Here is an 18,434-nt window from a genome sequence, read left to right as displayed (position 1 = left end):
TTGCATGCTGTACCTGTCTGCTGCGGCATTAAATGAGAGTGTCCAGCGGCGTGGTAGTAATCAATGGCAATGGCGCGGGTGATCGTGCAACATTTGCGCACCGCGCACGCCCCAGGGTCGGGAATGACCAATAGAGGGCATGGCGCCGCTGTATTTTTGCAACTTCAACTTCCAATGGGTCCTAAAACGACATGGCAAACCCGGACGCCCTGAATCAGCAGCGATCTTCCAGTCGCCTGCTGCAACCGACCGTCAAATCGCATCTGGCCTACACGCTGCTTTGTGCGCTGGTCATGATGGTGATGTTTTCCGTGCTGCGCCTCGCGCTGCTGGTCTACAACCGCGAGATGATCCTCGATACCCCGGCTTCGACGTTCCTCGAAGCCTTCGCCAACGGCCTGCGTTTCGACCTGCGCCTGGTGGTCTACCTCTGCATTCCGCTGGTGCTGTCACTGTTCAGTGCGCGGGCCATGGCAGCGCGCGGTTTCTTCCGTCTGTGGCTGACCGTTGCCTCGAGCATCGCGCTGTTCCTCGGCCTGATGGAGATGGACTTCTACCGCGAGTTTCACCAGCGCCTCAACGGCCTGGTGTTCCAGTACGTGAAGGAAGACCCGAAAACCGTGATGAGCATGCTCTGGTACGGTTTCCCGGTGGTGCGCTATCTGCTGGCCTGGGTCATCGGCACGGTGATCCTGACTCTGGCGTTCAAAGGCGCCGACCGTGCCACGCGTCCACGCGGGCCATTCAGCGGTGGCAGCGTCAGCACTCGCCAAGTGGCGCCGTGGTATACGCGCCTTGCGGTGTTCGTGGTTTGCCTGCTGATCTGCGTTGTCGCGGCCCGTGGCACTCTGCGCCAAGGTCCGCCGATGCGCTGGGGTGATGTCTACACCACCGATTCCAACTTCGCCAACCAGCTCGGCCTGAACGCCACGCTGTCGCTGATCGAGGCCGCCAAGTCCCGCATGGGCGAGGATCGCGACAACATCTGGAAAGCCACGCTGCCGCAAGAGCAGGCGCAGAAAATCGTACGCGACATGCTGGTGATGCCGGACGAAAAACTGGTCGAAGCCGATATTGCCGCCGTGCGCCGTGATTACACGCCGCCGACCGACAAGACCCTGCCGATCAAGAACGTCGTTGTGATCCTGATGGAAAGCATGGCCGGTCACTCGGTTGGCGCCTTGGGCGCTCCGGGCAACATCACGCCTTACCTGGACAAGCTGTCCAAGGAAGGCCTGCTGTTCGACCGTTTTTTCTCCAACGGTACGCATACCCACCAGGGCATGTTCGCGACCATGGCCTGCTTCCCGAACCTGCCGGGCTTCGAATACCTGATGCAGACTCCGGAAGGCAGCCACAAGCTGTCTGGCCTGCCGCAGGTGCTCAGCGCCCGTAATTACGACGATGTGTACGTCTACAACGGCGACTTCGCTTGGGACAACCAGTCGGGCTTCTTCAGCAACCAGGGCATGACCAACTTCGTTGGCCGTAATGACTTCGTCAACCCGGTGTTCTCCGATCCGACCTGGGGCGTGTCCGACCAGGACATGTTTGACCGTGGTCTGCAGGAGCTCAAGGCGCGGGAAAACGGCAAGCCGTTCTACGCGCTGCTGCAAACCCTGTCCAACCACACGCCGTACGCCTTGCCGACGCCATTGCCGGTCGAGCGCGTGACCGATCGTGGCTCGCTCAACGAGCATTTGACCGCCATGCGTTACGCCGACTGGGCGTTGGGTCAGTTCTTCGAGAAGGCCCGCAAGGAACCGTACTTCAAAGAGACCCTGTTCGTAGTCGTCGGCGACCACGGTTTCGGTAACGAGCGTCAGATCACTGAAATGGACCTGGGCCGCTTCAACGTGCCGATGCTGATGATCGCACCGGGCATCCAGGAGAAGTTCGGTACCCGTGACCACACCGTGGGCACGCAGATCGACATCGTGCCGACCATCATGGGGCGTCTGGGTGGTGAAGTGCGCCATCAGTGCTGGGGTCGTGACCTGCTCAACCTGCCGGAAGGCGACACCGGTTTTGGTGTGATCAAGCCGTCGGGCAGCGAGCAGACCACCGCGATCGTTACTGCCGACCAGATTCTGGTGCTGCCGAGAGACAAGGACATGGGTCCGAAGATGTGGCAGTACCAACTGGGAGCCAATCCGCACGCCGAGGTCGTTCCGAATGCACCGCGCACTGCCGAGTTGAAACTCAAACTCGAGGCGTTCCTGCAAACGGCGACCAAGAGCCTGATGGATAACACCGCTGGTGTGATCCACGGCAAGCCGGACTGATCGATCTGTAAAAGAAAGCTGCGCGCAATAAAAAAGAGGCCCTGAAAAGGGCCTCTTTTTTTACGCTTGAATCGTTATATCCGACCGAGTAGCAATAGCACCAGCAGCACGACCAACACCACGCCGATAATGCCCGATGGACCGTAACCCCAACTTCTGGAGTGTGGGAAGACTGGCAGACCACCGATCAGCAACAGGATCAGGATAATGATAAGAATTGTGCCCATGTCTATTTCCTTGTTGAAAGTGTTCGAGAAGTCTTGGTGTTCAAGGGCGACTGGAGACTAAGTAATTCCAGGCAGCTTATAAATTCCGACCGGTGCGAATGAAAGAAAATTCAATGTTTTTTTAATGTATTTGGATTGCGTCCTTATTTCCTTTAAAGCAAAAGATCAAAAGCTCGCAGCCTTCGGCAGCGCCTACAGAAATCAGTGTAGAAGCTGCCGAAGGTTGCGATCTTTTGATCCTCCATTCAGCAACTTGATGGAGCGTGGGCGCGCGCCGAACCTTCGCTACACTCCGCGCATCTTCCCCGGAACAACAAGGCTGTCTGCTATGCAAAATCGCATGATGATCACTGGCGCGGGCTCAGGTTTAGGTCGCGAAATCGCGCTGCGCTGGGCGCGTGAAGGCTGGCAACTGGCCTTGTCCGACGTCAGCGAGCCCGGCCTGCAAGAAACCCTGAAGATGGTGCGCGAGGCGGGCGGCGACGGGTTTATTCAGCGTTGCGATGTGCGTGATTACAGCCAGCTCACTGCGTTCGCCCAGGCCTGCGAAGAGAAACTCGGCGGCATCGACATCATCGTCAACAATGCTGGCGTGGCCTCTGGCGGGTTCTTCAGCGAACTGTCGCTGGAAGACTGGGACTGGCAGATCGCGATCAACCTGATGGGCGTGGTCAAGGGCTGCAAAGCGTTCCTGCCATTGCTTGAACAAAGCAAAGGCAAGATTATCAACATCGCCTCCATGGCCGCGTTGATGCAGGGTCCGGCGATGAGCAACTACAACGTGGCCAAGGCGGGCGTGGTGGCCTTGTCGGAGAGTCTGTTGATCGAACTCGCGCAGCAGGAAGTCGGCGTGCATGTGGTGTGCCCGTCATTCTTCCAGACCAATCTGCTCGATTCTTTCCGTGGCCCGACTCCGGCGATGAAAGCCCAGGTCGGCAAGTTGCTGGAGAGTTCACCGATCAGCGCAGCGGACATAGCCGACTACATCTACCAGCAAGTGGCGGCCGGCGAGTTCATGATCCTGCCCCACGAACAGGGCCGTATGGCTTGGGCGATCAAGCAGAAGAACCCGCAACTGCTTTACAACGAAATGACGTCCATGGCCGAGAAAATGCGCGCCAAGGCCAAACAGAGCAACGGCTGAACTTGCCCCTGAAGTGCGGCGTGGTTAGGGTGGCCGCAATGGTCACCCTGTCGAGACGCGTCAATGCTCAATTATTTGTGGTTCTTCCTTGCGGCGCTGTTTGAAATCGCCGGTTGTTTTGCTTTCTTCATGTGGCTGCGTCAGGGCAAAAGTGCCCTGTGGGTGATCCCGGCGCTGCTCAGTCTGACCCTGTTCGCGCTGTTGTTGACGCGCGTCGAAGCGGCCTACGCCGGTCGCGCCTATGCCGCTTATGGCGGGATCTACATCGTGGCTTCGATTGGTTGGCTGGCCGTGGTCGAGCGAGTTCGTCCATTGGGTTCGGACTGGATCGGCGTGGCGTTGTGCGTGATCGGTGCCAGCGTGATTCTGTTCGGCCCACGCTTTTCCGCCGCTTGAGGCGAGGGCTGTTTAACGATTTGCGGGAAATGTCTGAAGGTCAGCGCGCCTGACGCTGTAGGGCATTACTGATTTGCCCGCAACGCATTGTAGAGCCGCCGCAAGCCGCGCATCTTCAGGGTTCGCTAACCCTGAAGGACGAATCTCATGCTTGTACTCAGCCGTGTCGTTGGTGAGTTGATTTCAATCGGTGATGACATCACCTTGCGCGTTCTGTCAGTGAACGGTTCCAGCGTGCGCTTCGGCGTCGAGGCGCCACAGAAAGTCAATGTGCATCGTGCGGAGGTCTACGAGCGGATCCAGCGCAAACAGGCTACGCAAAAGGTTCGCTGAGGATTTCAGTCAAACAGATGCTTGGGCACGTCGTGCTTGAGCATCAACTGGCACTGTTCGCTTTCCGGGTCGAAGACAATCAGCGCCTGGCCCTTGGTCAGTGCCTGGCGTACGCGCAATACGCGGGTTTCCAGCGGCGTGTCGTCGCCGTTATCGGTGCCGTCGCGTGTGACGAAATCTTCGATGAGGCGGGTGAGGGTGTCGACTTCAAGAGCGTCGTAAGGGATGAGCATGGGCACCTCGGCTGAATCAATGGCGGGATGCTACGGCGATTGATGGTTGCCTGCCAGTTTTGTGTTGCCTGATCTGGCCCCTTCGCGAGCAGGCTCGCTCCCACATTTGGAATGCGTTTCCCTGTAGGAGCGAGCCTGCTCGCGAAGGCGATGGTTCTGCCAACAATGATTTAACTGTCGGAACGCTGCCCCACCAGACTGTCCACTGGCGGCACTCGCGTTTCGCTCTCCATCTGCGTGTCGTGCTCGATCTGATGGCTGAAGCGGTCCAGCGATGCATTGGCCGGCGCCGCGTCGCTGGCAAATACCGGCGGACTCAGGATGTAAGCCCCGAGCAAGCGACTGAGCGCCGCCAGACTGTCGATGTGCGTGCGCTCATAACCATGGGTCGCATCGCAGCCAAAGGCGAGCAGGGCAGTGCGGATGTCGTGGCCGGCAGTCACCGCCGAATGCGCATCGCTGAAGTAGTAGCGGAAAAGGTCGCGGCGCACCGGCAGTTCGTTTTCACCGGCCAAACGCAGCAGGTGGCGCGACAGGTGATAGTCGTATGGGCCGCCGGAATCCTGCATCGCCACACTCACCGCGTGTTCACTGGAATGCTGCCCCGGCGCGACCGGCGCAATGTCGATGCCAACGAACTCGCTGACGTCCCACGGCAAAGCCGCCGCCGCACCGCTGCCGGTTTCCTCGGTGATGGTGAACAGCGGGTGGCAGTCGATCATCAGTTCCTGACCGCTATCGACGATGGCTTTGAGTGCCGCCAGCAACGCGGCGACGCCAGCCTTGTCATCGAGGTGACGGGCGCTGATATGGCCGCTTTCGGTGAATTCCGGCAGCGGATCAAACGCCACCACATCACCGACGCTGATACCCAGCGAGTCGCAATCGGCCTTGGTTGCGCAGTAGGCGTCCAGGCGCAGTTCGACGTGATCCCAACTGATCGGCATCTCGTCCACCGCGGTATTGAACGCATGCCCGGAAGCCATGAGGGGCAACACACTGCCGCGAATCACGCCGTTGTCGGTGAACAGGCTGACGCGACTGCCCTCGGCAAAACGGCTCGACCAGCAGCCGACCGGTGCAAGGGTCAGGCGACCGTTGTCTTTGACCGCCCGGACAGCAGCGCCAATGGTGTCCAGATGCGCGGAAACGGCGCGGTCGGGGCTGTTTTTTCGACCCTTGAGCGTCGCGCGAATGGTGCCGCGCCGGGTCATTTCGAAAGGGATACCGAGTTCTTCCAGACGCTCGGCGACGTAACGCACGATGGTGTCGGTGAACCCGGTGGGGCTGGGAATGGCGAGCATTTCCAGCAGGACTTTTTGCAGGTAGTTGAGATCCGGTTCGGGGATTTGCGTGGTCATGGAAACTCCTGATGGGTTGAGCACATCGATGGTTTCGATGAGGAGAAAAATTTGTAGCGCCTGAGGCGGCCCCTTCGCGAGCAGGCTCGCTCCCACAGGGGACCGCATTTCAAATGTGGGAGCGAGCTTGCTCGCGAAGGCGTCAGTAGATGCACCACATGATCAAGAAACTGCCGGCTTGCTGTGCGGAAACAACAAATCGACAAACCGCTCGGCTGTCGGTTGCGGTTCATGGTTGGCCAGACCGGCCCGTTCGTTGGCTTCGATAAACACGTACTCCGGTTGATCTGCCGCCGGCACCATCAGGTCGAGGCCGACCATCGGAATATCCAGCGCCCGCGCCGCCCGCACGGCGGCATCGATCAGGGTCGGATGCAGAATCGCCGTGACATCCTCCAGCGTGCCACCGGTGTGCAGATTCGCCGTGCGCCGCACAAACAAATGCTCGCCCGCCGGCAAGATGCTGCTGTAGTCGTAACCGGCCGCATGCAAGGTGCGCTGGGTTTCGTGATCCAGCGGGATTTTGCTCTCGCCGCCTGTGGCCGCTTGCCGGCGTCGGCTCTGGGCTTCGATCAGCGCACCAATCGAATGCTGACCATCACCGATCACTTCCGCCGGACGACGAATCGCCGCCGCCACCACTTCAAAACCGATCACCAGAATCCGCAGATCCAGACCTTCGTGGAAGCTTTCCAACAGCACTCGGCTATCGAATTGCTTGGCCGCTTCGATGGCCTGCTGCACCTCCTCGATGCTCTGCAAATCCACTGCCACGCCTTGACCCTGTTCACCATCGAGCGGCTTGACCACCACCCGCTGATGCTCATCGAGAAACTCTAAATTGTCATCGGCGTTGCCCGCCAATTGCTGCGAGGGCAGCTTCAGTCCGGCAGCCTTCAACACTTTGTGGGTCAGGCTTTTGTCCTGACACAGACTCATGCTGATTGCGCTGGTCAGATCGCTCAACGATTCGCGGCAACGCACGCGGCGCCCGCCATGGCTGAGCGTGAACAGTCCGGCCTCGGCGTCATCCACTTGCACGTCGATACCACGGCGATGGGCTTCTTCGACGATGATCCGCGCATAGGGATTGAAATTGGCTTCCGGCCCGGGACCCAGGAACAGCGTCTGGTTGATGCCGTTCTTGCGCTTGATCGCGAAGGTCGAGAGGTTGCGGAAACCGAGTTTGGCGTAGAGGTTTTTCGCCTGACGGTTGTCGTGCAACACCGACAGATCGAGATAGCTCAAGCCGCGACTCATGAAGTGCTCGATCAAGTGGCGCACCAGCACTTCGCCGACACCGGGGCGCGAGCACTGCGGGTCCACCGCAAGGCACCAGAGGCTGCTGCCGTTTTCCGGATCGTTGAAGGCCTTGTGGTGATTCAGGCCCATGACGCTGCCGATCACCGCGCCGCTGTCTTCATCCTCGGCCAGCCAGTAAACCGGGCCGCCCTGATGATGCGGGGTGAGCAGCGCCGGATCGATCGGCAGCATGCCGCGCGCCTGATACAGGTGATTGATTGCCTGCCAGTCTGCTTCGCTTTGTGCACGACGAATACGAAAGCCGCGAAACACGCGGGTGGCCTGGCGATAGTCGCTGAACCACAGGCGCAGGGTGTCGGACGGGTCGAGAAACAATTGCGTCGGTTCGAGGCCGAGAATCTGCTGCGGTGCGGCGACGTACAGGGCAATGTCACGCTCGCCGGGCTGCTCGTTGAGCAGCTCTCGGGCCAGTGTTGCCGGGTCGGGAAAAGTGTGGCCGATCAGCAACCGGCCCCAGCCGCAATGCACCGCAATCGGCGCAGTTGCGAGTTCGCTGCCGTCTTCGGCCAGGCGCGCCTGCAAACGCTCATACGACGGCGTCTGGCCGCGTATCAGGCGTTGGTTAATGGCCGTGGCGTGGGGTTTCATCAATCAGATTCCTTGTTCACTGAGCCACAGGTTCAGGGCCGCGAGTTGCCACAGTTTCGAACCGCGCAACGGCGTCAGTTGGCCTTGCGGATCAGTCAGTAATTTATCGAGCATGGCCGGGTTGAACAGGCCGCGATCCTGGCTTGGATCGAGCAGCAGTTCGCGCACCCAGTTCAAGGTGTCGCCTTGCAAATGTTTGAGGCCGGGCACCGGGAAGTAGCCTTTCTTGCGGTCGATCACTTCGCTTGGAATGACCCGTCGCGCCGCTTCTTTCAGCACTTGTTTGCCGCCATCGGGCAGCTTGAATTTGCCGGGAACCCGCGCCGACAGTTCGACCAGTCGATAGTCGAGAAACGGCGTGCGCGCCTCCAGGCCCCAGGCCATGGTCATGTTGTCGACGCGTTTGACCGGGTCGTCTACCAGCATCACGGTGCTGTCCAGACGCAGGGCCTTGTCCACCGCAGCATCGGCGCCGGGTTGGGCGAAATGCTCTTTCACGTAGTCACCGGCGGCGTCATTGGCGGTCAGCCATTTCGGTTGCACGGTGGCGGCGTAGTCGTCATAGCTGCGGTCGAAAAACGCTTCGCGGTATGCCGCGTAAGGATCGGCCGCGCCGTCCACTTGCGGGTACCAGTGATAACCGGCGAACAGTTCATCTGCGCCTTGGCCGCTCTGCACCACTTTGCAATGCTTGGCCACTTCGCGAGACAACAGATAGAAAGCGATGCAGTCGTGGCTGACCATCGGCTCGCTCATCGCGCGGAATGCGGCGGGCAGTTGTTCGATGATCTCTTTCTCGTCGATGCGCAGTTGGTGATGCTGAGTGCCGTAGTGTTTGGCGATCAGGTCGGAATACTGAAATTCGTCGCCGCGCTCGCCACCGGCATCCTGGAAACCGATAGAGAAGGTCGACAGATTTTCTACACCGACTTCACGCAACAGACCGACGAGCATGCTCGAGTCGACACCGCCCGACAGCAGCACGCCAACATCCACTGCCGCACGTTGACGAATTGCCACGGCTTCGCGGGTGCTGTCGAGTACGCGGTCGACCCAGTCTTCGAGCTGCAGGTTTTTCTCGTCCTCGTGTGGGCCGTAGGGCAGGGTCCACCAGGTTTTCTGCTCGGTGGTCCCGTCCGCTTCAACGCGCATCCAGGTCGCTGGCGGCAGTTTCTCGATGCCAGCCAACAGCGTGCGTGGCGCAGGCACCACGGCGTGGAAGTTCAGGTAATGGTTGAGCGCGACGGGATCGAGGATCGGGTTGATGTCGCCACCCTTGAGCAGCGCCGGCAGGGCCGAGGCAAAACGCAAACGCTGGCCGGTACGTGACAGGTACAGCGGCTTCACGCCGAGACGGTCACGGGCGATGAACAGACGCTGCGCATCGCGCTCCCAGATGGCGAATGCAAACATGCCGTTGAGTTTTGGCAGCAGCGCTTCGCCCCAGGCGTGATAACCCTTGAGCAGCACTTCGGTGTCGCCGCCGGAATAGAAGGCGTAGCCCAGTGCTTCAAGTTCGGCACGCAGCTCCGGGAAGTTGTAGATCGCGCCGTTGAAGGCCAGTGACAGGCCCAACTGGCTGTCGATCATCGGCTGCGCCGAGCCGTCCGACAGGTCCATGATTTTCAGGCGACGATGGCCCAGGGCAATCGGCCCTTGGGCGTGGAAGCCCCACGCGTCAGGGCCGCGAGGGGCCAGGTGATGGGTGATTCGCTCAATGGCTGCAAGGTCTGCAGGTTGTTGATCAAAACGTAACTCGCCAGCTAATCCGCACATAAAATCCTTACCGGTTTTTCCGTTGGGGAGGGGGTCAAGCCATGCCTCGCCAAAAAGGGCAGGCACTCAGAAACTGACCCGCCCCGGTAAGTGGAGTTTTAGAACGATAAGTTATAAGGCCGTTGTTGTATCTATCCGCGCTCCGGAATAAGCGGGCGTTGACCCTTCGCTGTTTGCTGATAACTGAAGGGTTTGATCGACGATGGTTTTGTAGCGGGTTGTCAGTCGGCGTCCACCTGCAAACCCTCGCGATCGGTATCAGGCGAGGACAATCGTTTTTTCAGATCCAGCAGGCGTGACAGGGCATTGTACTTCTCGATGGCGGTCCAACTGCCCAGACCGGCGAACACGGAGCCCAGCAATTCATCTGTGGCGTAAGTGCGCAAGCGGCTGCTGAAATTATGGGTCGGGCTGGTGGAAAGTCGCTCGCTCTTACCCAAGGTATGAACGTCGCGCCTGTTGGCGTAGGCGGGCTCGTTGACATTGGCGAGTGGCACGGCAATGTCCCTGGCATCTGCGGACAACTTATCCAGATAGCGGTCGAAGAGATGTTTGCACAGCCCTTTCTTTAGCGGGATAAACGTTATGTCGTTGACAGCCGAAATGTTAGTCAGGTCCTTTGCCTTTATTTCATTTTGTTCGGTATTGGTAAGTTGGGAGAAGATGAGTGTTTGGAATTCGTTATTTGCAAGGAAGTTAATGGCGAATCGATATTTTGACTGGTCTTCGCTATCGTCTGTGTAGAAGCCGTCACCCGTATCGTTGGGGAAGTACACGATGCAATGGTCTTTTCGCGACGGGTCAGGCCGGCGGCATGTGATCAGAATTGCATCGGTGGTGTACTTGCCAAATAACTGTATCGACTGCAGTTCTATTTTGCCGTTATTAAAATTGGCACCATAGAAAATATCTCCGTTTCCATTGGTCAGATCCAACAGGGTGAAAAGCCGGTGCAGAGGAAAAACGGGATTTTTGAAATACTTTTCATAGGCGCTGAGTTTCATGTTGAATTTGTGCAGGCGCGTGCCGATCAATTCAATAGTTGAAACTTTAAACGTTCTGGCGATGTGTTTCTGGTATTGACCTCCCAGATCCAGTTTGCGACTCAGAGTAGCAAACGCTTGTGCGGATACCTTGATCGCGTCAGGGGCGTCGCCTGTTGCCTGGCCAAGAATGTCCAAAATCTCGCTGTCGTTCGAGAAATAACCGGGAGCCGCTTCTTCGTCGGTGAAATTCAACATCGCCGCCTGCAGCAGGGTGTAGGTATAGGACGCAACATCCGTAGTGTTTTCAGGCTTGAGCCTGATGCTGTCGTTGACGCTGAAGCGTGTCCCATAGGTTTGCTTGAGTTCATGGCGAAGTTCGCGTCTGCAGAAATTCTCCAGTGTTTCCAGTTTGCCTGCCAACTCATCAATATAATCCTGGTAGGGCAGCGCTTCATCGAGCGTTGCGCGAAAACCGGCCAGCCTCGTGGGGTCGTCTTTTGCCATGCCGTGGGTGATGAATCGTTGCACGGCAGTTGCCTTGTCCTGATCTTTGACGACATCGAAGATGTTCCCGATGGCGTCAGCGTCCGATATCGTGGCGGGCGGGTTATTTGTAGGTGAAGTCATACTGGAAGTCTCTTTTTTATATGAGATGCCATGTTATGTTCGGCTGTCGTGATAAAAAAGTTCTTTTATTGAATGGTTTCTTGTGTGCTTTGCGTTAGTATTTGAATGTTTAATATAAATATATACCGCACGGTCTTTGGTGAGGTGTGTTTGCTGTAATGTAATTTAAATTAGTTAGGGCTATATGTTTTAATTTGTAGTGAATGTGGATAAGGTTGAAGTTCAATCCTGCAATAAAGGACTATTGCCGATGAACACCACACAGGATAAATCCGCACCGCGCGCATTGACTCAAAATGAAGTACTCAGCGCCTTGTTCGAAGCCACAGGCGACCTGGACAGCGCCGAGGCGCTGCAAAAAAACCTGCCCGATAGGCTGCTCAAGAGTTCGGTCGCCACTTTGGCCGCACTCGACCAGACCGCGCGCGACCTGCACGCCGCTCAGCTCAAGGTCGAGAAGGATCTACTGCTGCTCAAACCCCTGAAAAGCTTCTGCATTGCCGAATTGACCAAGGCGTTGAGTCGCAAGTGGTCGGCGAGCTTCAATGTCGAGAAGGATCTGTTGAGTCTGCCGGGGATCGATTGCGGTTGCCTGCCGACCTCAACCGACGCCCAAGGTATTGAAACCTTTGCGCACGCTTCACAAACATTGCTGCACGCGGCGATGCAGAACTTCAGCGAGGACGAAGAGGCCGACAATTATCCTGTCGGCAGTTTGATCCAGGTGCATGGCGCACCCTCAGGCGTGGCCGGGTTGACCCCGGCATCGTTCGCCAGATTCTGTCGCGAACTGGATCTGGGTAAACGCTACCAGGAACATTTCCAGCAGGTGTTCGGCCTGGCCGACAGCGACGGCAAAGTGGTTGCGACCAGCCCGATGACTCGCGATATCGCGACGCTGAAAAAACACCTGCTGCAACTGGATATGCATTTGGCCGGGCTAAGGCAGCACATCACGCCGCAAGGCCTGCAAACGATCCAGAGGCTGATTGCCGCTGATGGCGAGGTCTCGTCGAAAACCCTGCATTACAAGAAGCGTGCACTGCTCATGCAGGGCATTGAGGTGCTCGACAGTTGCGTCTGGGGTGTTGTGGTGTTTTCCGTCCGGTCGTTCGAGTTGTACCCGGACGAATGGTGCCTGGTGTACATGGCCAACGAGCCGCAAAGGCCTTTGTACGAGTACGACAGTTTCAACGCATTCAAGCAGTACCTCACGCAGAAATTGAATGTGAAAAGCTACAAGGACTATTTCGCCAACAGTCTTGACGAAGATGACAAGGCCGACTTCTTCAAAACCTTCGCCGATAAAGCTGATCTGGGCCACATCCGGCAGTTGCCGATCACCGTGCCACTGTTCGAGTTCATGGTGCAAAGTCACGTCGGCAAGATGCAGATCGACGCTCGCAAGCTCGCCGTGCCGACCGCCGATGTTGATGAAGAGGTGCGTCAGAAACGCTTTCTCGATTTTCTCGAACTGGGTGTGACGATTGCGACGGTGGCAGGTTTTTTCGTTCCGGTAGTCGGCCAATTGATGATGGGGGTCGCGCTCGGGCAACTGTTGGCGGAGGTGTACGAAGGGGTCGAAGACTGGCGTCGGGGCGATCAGCAGGAGGCTTTGTCACATGTGCTCAGCGTGGTCGAAAATATTCTGCTGATGGGCGTTTTCGCCGGTGCGCAGAAGGCGGTCGGTGCGTTGGGAAGCAAACTGGTTCGTGCCCATCCGGAGTTTTTCGACCAGTTCACCGCGATTCTCGACCCGACCGGCCAACCACGCCTGTGGAAGCCCGATCTGAGGACGTATGAGCATCAGCTTCCATCGGGATTTACGGTGGCGGATGGCTCCGAGGAGCTCTATCAGATCCGGGACAAAACCGTGGCTCGGGTTGACCATCGGATATTTTCCGGAAGCATCGATCCAGTCAGTCGGGTCTGGCGTCTTGACCATCCTGAGCGCCCTCAAGCCTATGCCGCCGAGCTTGAACGGCACATCGAGGGTGGCTGGCGCCTGGCGGCTGAAGATGTCGAAAAGTGGAAAAGCGCGCCCTATACCCTCAAACGCATTGATCCGCATCTGAGCGAGTTCGGGGATACGGATCTGGAGATGATTCGCCGAATCAGCAACATCCCGCACGATGAATTGCAGCGCGCCTTTACTGACAACCTGGTCTTGCCTGCCCGGTTACGCGACACCGTGGAGCGCTTGCGGATCGAGCGTCAGTTACGCCAATTCATCATCGAACTGCAAAGCGGCGAAACCCACGCTGGCCAGCCACTGCCGGAGCAGTTGCACGGCCTGCCGAAACTGCCGGGCTGGCCTACTGATCGCTACATCGCAGTCAGTGATCCCGAAGGCACAATCACTGCAACCTATCCTACGACCACCCTCCTCGATGAAGAACTCAGCGTGGCTGTCAGCCAGGATCAACTGGAGGAGGGGCAGTTGCTCCAGACGGTAATCGATGGCCTGTTTCAGCACGAGGTCGATACGTTGCTGGGAGCCAGGGTCAGCCCTGAGTCGCAAAGGCCAGCGTTGGCGAAAAAACTGGGGGCGGCGTTCAAGGCTGATCGTCGCGCGGTTTTTGAGCGAATGTACCAGCGACATGACCAGAGTGATGCGGACGAGGTGAAGAAGCTGCGTAGCGTGTTCGCCGATATTCCCGCGCGCTATGCGCAACGCCTGATTGATCAGGCGTCGAGTGTTGATCGTTTGCATTTGCGCTCCACCGGGCGGGTGCCCTTGCGGCTGGCGCAAAAAGCCCGCGAAGCTAGCGCCCAAGTGCGACTCGATCGCGCGCTAAGCGGGTTTCACGTACCGCAGATCGCCAATGCCGACTGTGAAAAACTGGCCATCCAGTTGCTGCCTCGTTTGAGTGGATGGGACGCTGAACTGCGCCTGTCGGTGCGTGACAAGACACTGACCGGGCCGATATTGGAAGCCATCGGTAATGAATCGGCGACACCCCTGAACACCTGCACGCTGGTCAAATCCAGCAACGGCTACGAAGCGTTTGGCGGGGACGGTAAATCCCTCGGGATTACCGCAGCAGGTCCCGACAGCCTTTATGCCGCGATCCTCAAGGCACTCCCTCCGCGCCAGCGCATCGCCGCCGGCTTCGCCGATCCTGTGGACGCCGACAGTGCGCGGCTGCGCAGCAAATTACTCAACGTTGCGCTGGATGAGCGTGAGACCAGTGCCCAGCTATTGGCCGGCGGCGAGTTTGCACCGCTGAGCGCTGAACTCGGCTGTTTTCAAGCTGACCATGCAGCGACGGCGACCACGCATCCGCGAGCACTGATCCGCAAGGTGAGAAAACTCTATCCACGTTTCTCCCAAGCGCAGGCAATCGAGCTTATCGATCAGTTGGGCGACGACCCGTTGACACGCGCGGCCCGGGTCAAAGGTCTGCGCCATGAACTGCTGCAATTGCGTGAGGTGCTGGACGTCTGGAGTGAGGACATAGCTGCGATGAGGGCGCTGGGCGGTGACTTGCGTGAAGAGTGGTACAGCCGCAAGTTGACGGCAGGGCTGATTGAAGACGGGTTTCGGCGGCTGTTTCTGGCGACCGATGAAAGTGGCCAATCGGTCTGTGTGCTGAATCTCGACGGAATGCGGGTGGGGGCATTGCCCACGTTACCGCCGGAGTTGAACTTCGATCATATTCAACAGTTGTCGATGAAAAACATGGCGCAGGGCGATGATCTCGTTTATTTCCTCAAGTCATTCAAAAAGGTCGAGTCCCTGCAACTCGACAACAATAAACTCACGCGGCTGCCCGAGATTCTGTCGCACATGCCCAATCTCGCCCGGTTGAGTCTGGCGGGTAACCAGATCAAGCTGACCGAACAGTCTCTGGTGAAGCTGAGCAACATACGCACAATGTGCAACTTGAACCTGAGCAGTAACCCGTTGGGCGCGACCCCGGACGTGAGCAAGATGTTTGACCTGCACTCCCTGTCCTTGCGTGAGACGGGTGCCACCGAATTACCCAAAGGCCTTGCACGCCTGCCTTATCTGGACTGGGTGGATCTGCGCAACAACGACATCAAGGAGCTGCCGAACTGGCTGTTCAAAACATCGAAACGTTTCAGTCAGGCCGTCAACCTGCGCGGTAATCCCTTGTCGAGCACCAGCGCCACTCATCTGGCCGATTATCGAAACAACGTCGGTATCGGCATGGGCTATCTGGAAGACGATATCGCTCGACTCGATGAACAGCAGGCGCGCTCACTGTGGTTTAAGGACGGAGCCGGAGAGGACTGGGGCCGGCGTAACCGGATCTGGACAGCCTTCAAGGACGATCCACGGGCCGAGGGCCTGTTTCATTTGCTGGCGGAGGTCGGCAATACGGCCGACTCTGAAAAGGTCAGCGATGACATGCATCGCCGGGTTTGGGCGATCCTTGAAGCCGCGGAATCCGACGCAGAGTTATGCGAGCAAGTGCTCAATCTGGCCGCCAACCCGATCAACTGTACGGATACGGCGGCGATGAATTTCAGCCATATTGAAGTCGCCGTGGAAGTCGACAGGGTGACCAGCCTCGCCGGCGGCCGAACCACCAGTGCGAAGCCTTTGCTCCAACTGGGCAGGGGCCTGTTCCGGCTGGACAAACTGGACCACATCGCCCAAGAGCATGTGCGCAAGAACCCGACTGCCGATCCGCTTGAGGTGAGCCTTGCGTATCGTACGGGCCTTGCCGATGACCTTGATCTGCCGGGGCAGCCTCGGCATATGCGGTTTGCCGTGTTGGGCGGGGTGACCGAAGCGGATCTGGCTACGGCAAAAAATGCGGTCAATACCGCTGAACTGTCCTCCGAATGGCTGACATTCATGCTGCGTCAGCCATTCTGGTGCGAGTACCTCAAGCGCACGTTTCCGCGATCGTTCAACAGCATTGAGCAAACGTTCGCATCGCAAATCGATGCGGTTTTTGATCAGGCGACCAAGCTGACCACCGGGGATTACCTGAACCAGATGGATGCGATCAAACTCAAACGCGAGGAGGCCGAAGAAACAGTGGTCACCCGCCTGACCAACGATGCGATACGGCTGATGGACTTGGGCATCTGTGCGATGCCCGGTGATTGAAGCTTTACTTGCCGCGTATCAGCTGACGTAAGGCGAAACGATTGGGGTGACAGGCCTCGGCAACGCTTCTTGGTAGTGGCAACGGCTCATCGTTCAACCAGGCCGCGAGCAGTTCGCCGGACAGTGGCGCGGTGATCAGACCGCGCGAGCCATGGCCGCTGTTGACGTATAGACCGTCGAGCCAAGGGCAGGCGATGTCCGGCACTTGTCGGGCATCCTTGCTCAGCGCCGCGTACGCGTGAGTGAACGCGGCACGGTCGGCGAGGGGGCCGACGATCGGCAGGTAGTCCGGGCTTGTGCAGCGGAAAGCCGCGCGGCCCAGCAGGCTCTCAACATCCTGTTCACTGATGATCAGGCGTGAGACGAGGTCGCTGGAAATCTCTTCGAGCATCGCCAGATTGCCCAGGTGTTCGGCGGTGGTCGGGGTCAGGTCGTCGCTGTTGAAATCGAAACTGGCGCCGAGGGTGTGTTCACCCAGTCGTGCGGGTGCGACGTAGCCTTCAGCGCACACCACTGTGGCCAGTGCCTGGCTTTGTTCCGTCTGCGCCAGGCGTGTGATCTGTCCGCGAATACGCTTGAGCGGTAACTCGGCGCTTTGCGCGAAACGTTTGATCTCGGCAGCACCGGCCAGCACCACGACGGGAGCGCTGGCGAGCAAACGGTCGCCGTCGAAGGCTTGCCATTGATCATCCACCTTGCGCAGTTCCAGCACTTCGCGATGGCTGAGCAATTCGATGTTCGGTTGCATGGCCTGTGCCTGACACAGCGCGGGTGGATGCACCCAACCCCCTTCGGGATAGTACAAACCACCATGCTCCAGACCCACGCCGGCGCGGGCCTGCGCTTGAGGCTGGTCGAGCCACTGCAACAGGTCTGTCGGGAAGGCTTCTGCCAGTTGAGCGTGGCGTTCGGCTTCCTTGGCATTGAACGCCAGTTGCAGCACGCCGCAATCGTCCCAGTCGGTACCGCGTTGCAGACTTTCGAGCAGGCGGCGGGTGTAACCGAAGCCGCTGACGATCAGTTGCGATAGTGCGGTGCCATGGGCCGACAGTTTCAGATACAGCACACCTTGCGGGTTGCCCGAGGCTTCTTGCGCCACGGCGTCGTGGCGTTCGAGCAAACTCACCTGCCAGCCGCGGGCTGCAAGGCTGGCCGCCGTGGCGCAGCCCGCCAGACCTGCGCCAATCACCAGCGCCCGGCGCTCACCGGTCAGAGGAGCAGGGCGCGCGAACCAGGGTTTCTCGGGGGCTGGTGGTGGCACTTCCTGCGGCCAGCCGAGGAACTCGCCACGCAGGATTTCCCACTTGTGGCCGATGCCCGGCGTGCGTTTCATCTTGAACCCGGCAGTGTTAAGCAAGCGCCGCACCCAACCGGTGCTGGTGAAGGTACTGATGGTCGAGCCGGGGGCCGCCAGTCGGGCCAGTTCGACGAACAGCTCGGCGGTCCACATGTCCGGGTTTTTTGCCGGGGCAAAACCGTCGAGGAACCACGCATCGATCTGTGCATCCAGCTGTGGTAATTGTTCCAGGGCATCGCCGATCAGCAGCGTCAACGTCACACGACCGTCGGCCAGCGTGATGCGTTGGAAGCCTTGATGAATGGCCACGTAATGCTTGAGCAACTGATCGGCCAGCGGTTTGAGTTCTGGCCACAAGGCCAACGCGCGTTGCAGGTCGGCCGGGCTCAACGGGTACTTTTCGACACTGACAAAATGCAGCCTGGAACCCGCCACCGCGTGTTGCTCGAACAGTTGCCAGGCGCAGAGAAAATTCAGCCCGGTGCCGAACCCGGTTTCACCGATGACCAGGCGCCCATTCTCCGGCAACGCGGCAAAACGCTCGGCCAAACGGTTCTGTTCAAGGAACACATAACGGGTTTCATCCAGCCCCGACTTGTCGGAAAAATACACGTCATCGAACACTCGCGAACGCGGGCGTCCCTGATCATCCCAGTCGAGTTGGGCGTGGGGCATTACAGGTTTCATGGCAGGCTCGGCAACGACAAGGCGGCCATTCTAGCCGATCGCGCAGGCGCTGCTTGATCCATGGCAAGGCTTGCTCGCGATGACC

The 18,434-nt window shown here is 58.5% G+C and carries 12 protein-coding genes; 5 read left to right on the top strand and 7 right to left on the bottom strand.

Annotated features, from left to right (window positions below; all coding sequences use genetic code 11):
• The first annotated feature begins 191 nt into the window (after nt 1-191).
• Nucleotides 192-2,285, top strand: coding sequence for an LTA synthase family protein (locus ACA069_RS20490; protein WP_497615109.1), 2,094 nt, complete (start codon nt 192-194; stop codon nt 2,283-2,285).
• A 74-nt stretch (nt 2,286-2,359) separates the two neighbouring features.
• Here the strand turns inward: ACA069_RS20490 and ACA069_RS20485 are convergent, their stop codons facing one another.
• A complete protein-coding gene (locus ACA069_RS20485) occupies nt 2,360-2,518 on the bottom strand; it encodes a DUF3309 family protein (protein WP_169432680.1) in 159 nt (52 codons plus the stop codon).
• 322 nt (nt 2,519-2,840) lie between these two features.
• Between ACA069_RS20485 and ACA069_RS20480 the strand changes: the two genes are divergently transcribed.
• The 3 genes from ACA069_RS20480 (at nt 2,841) to csrA (ending at nt 4,385) form a co-directional block, all read left to right on the top strand.
• Complete coding sequence (locus tag ACA069_RS20480) at nt 2,841-3,656, top strand: SDR family oxidoreductase (RefSeq protein ID WP_489879027.1); 816 nt, start codon at nt 2,841-2,843, stop codon at nt 3,654-3,656.
• A gap of 63 nt (nt 3,657-3,719) precedes the next feature.
• Nucleotides 3,720-4,052: a YnfA family protein gene (locus tag ACA069_RS20475; RefSeq protein ID WP_003226957.1), complete on the top strand. Its 333-nt coding sequence runs from the start codon at nt 3,720-3,722 to the stop codon at nt 4,050-4,052.
• Between the two features lie 147 nt (nt 4,053-4,199).
• Nucleotides 4,200-4,385 carry a carbon storage regulator CsrA gene (gene csrA / locus ACA069_RS20470; RefSeq protein ID WP_077574041.1) on the top strand — a complete coding sequence of 62 codons (186 nt, stop codon included), beginning with the start codon at nt 4,200-4,202 and terminating at the stop codon, nt 4,383-4,385.
• A 5-nt stretch (nt 4,386-4,390) separates the two neighbouring features.
• On the opposite strand, the gene ACA069_RS20465 is transcribed toward csrA, so the two are convergent.
• The 5 genes from ACA069_RS20465 to ACA069_RS20445 form a co-directional block, all read right to left on the bottom strand.
• Nucleotides 4,391-4,618 (bottom strand): YheU family protein, encoded by a 228-nt coding sequence (locus ACA069_RS20465; RefSeq protein ID WP_003192759.1) that lies wholly within the window; start codon nt 4,616-4,618, stop codon nt 4,391-4,393.
• Nucleotides 4,619-4,788: 170 nt separating this feature from the next.
• Complete coding sequence (locus ACA069_RS20460; protein ID WP_187677750.1) at nt 4,789-5,979, bottom strand: osmoprotectant NAGGN system M42 family peptidase; 1,191 nt, start codon at nt 5,977-5,979, stop codon at nt 4,789-4,791.
• 162 nt (nt 5,980-6,141) lie between these two features.
• Nucleotides 6,142-7,890, bottom strand: coding sequence for an N-acetylglutaminylglutamine synthetase (gene ngg, locus ACA069_RS20455; protein WP_489879028.1), 1,749 nt, complete (start codon nt 7,888-7,890; stop codon nt 6,142-6,144).
• A gap of 3 nt (nt 7,891-7,893) precedes the next feature.
• A complete protein-coding gene (locus ACA069_RS20450; protein WP_401271010.1) occupies nt 7,894-9,666 on the bottom strand; it encodes an N-acetylglutaminylglutamine amidotransferase in 1,773 nt (590 codons plus the stop codon).
• A gap of 221 nt (nt 9,667-9,887) precedes the next feature.
• Nucleotides 9,888-11,279: a dermonecrotic toxin domain-containing protein gene (locus tag ACA069_RS20445; protein WP_497615108.1), complete on the bottom strand. Its 1,392-nt coding sequence runs from the start codon at nt 11,277-11,279 to the stop codon at nt 9,888-9,890.
• 250 nt (nt 11,280-11,529) lie between these two features.
• Between ACA069_RS20445 and ACA069_RS20440 the strand changes: the two genes are divergently transcribed.
• Nucleotides 11,530-16,365 carry an NEL-type E3 ubiquitin ligase domain-containing protein gene (locus tag ACA069_RS20440; RefSeq protein ID WP_497615107.1) on the top strand — a complete coding sequence of 1,612 codons (4,836 nt, stop codon included), beginning with the start codon at nt 11,530-11,532 and terminating at the stop codon, nt 16,363-16,365.
• Nucleotides 16,366-16,369: 4 nt separating this feature from the next.
• On the opposite strand, the gene mnmC is transcribed toward ACA069_RS20440, so the two are convergent.
• Nucleotides 16,370-18,349, bottom strand: a complete 1,980-nt coding sequence (mnmC, locus tag ACA069_RS20435; RefSeq protein WP_497615106.1) for a bifunctional tRNA (5-methylaminomethyl-2-thiouridine)(34)-methyltransferase MnmC2/FAD-dependent 5-carboxymethylaminomethyl-2-thiouridine(34) oxidoreductase MnmC1 — start codon at nt 18,347-18,349, stop codon at nt 16,370-16,372.
• Between the last annotated feature and the right edge of the window lie 85 nt (nt 18,350-18,434).

It is taken from the genome of Pseudomonas sp. LBUM1652 (assembly GCF_059716105.1).
The sequence above is the reverse complement of the archived record's forward strand: the minus strand, read 5'-3'. Positions and strand labels throughout refer to the sequence as shown.

Coding starts and splice junctions, on each gene's coding strand:
- ACA069_RS20480 (WP_489879027.1), top strand. CDS start 2,841: ATGCAAAATCGCATGATGATCACTGGCGCGGGCTCAGGTTTAGGTCGC.
- ACA069_RS20450 (WP_401271010.1), bottom strand. CDS start 9,666: ATGTGCGGATTAGCTGGCGAGTTACGTTTTGATCAACAACCTGCAGAC.
- ACA069_RS20475 (WP_003226957.1), top strand. CDS start 3,720: ATGCTCAATTATTTGTGGTTCTTCCTTGCGGCGCTGTTTGAAATCGCC.
- ACA069_RS20445 (WP_497615108.1), bottom strand. CDS start 11,279: ATGACTTCACCTACAAATAACCCGCCCGCCACGATATCGGACGCTGAC.
- csrA (WP_077574041.1), top strand. CDS start 4,200: ATGCTTGTACTCAGCCGTGTCGTTGGTGAGTTGATTTCAATCGGTGAT.
- mnmC (WP_497615106.1), bottom strand. CDS start 18,349: ATGAAACCTGTAATGCCCCACGCCCAACTCGACTGGGATGATCAGGGA.
- ACA069_RS20490 (WP_497615109.1), top strand. CDS start 192: ATGGCAAACCCGGACGCCCTGAATCAGCAGCGATCTTCCAGTCGCCTG.
- ACA069_RS20465 (WP_003192759.1), bottom strand. CDS start 4,618: ATGCTCATCCCTTACGACGCTCTTGAAGTCGACACCCTCACCCGCCTC.
- ACA069_RS20440 (WP_497615107.1), top strand. CDS start 11,530: ATGAACACCACACAGGATAAATCCGCACCGCGCGCATTGACTCAAAAT.
- ngg (WP_489879028.1), bottom strand. CDS start 7,890: ATGAAACCCCACGCCACGGCCATTAACCAACGCCTGATACGCGGCCAG.
- ACA069_RS20460 (WP_187677750.1), bottom strand. CDS start 5,979: ATGACCACGCAAATCCCCGAACCGGATCTCAACTACCTGCAAAAAGTC.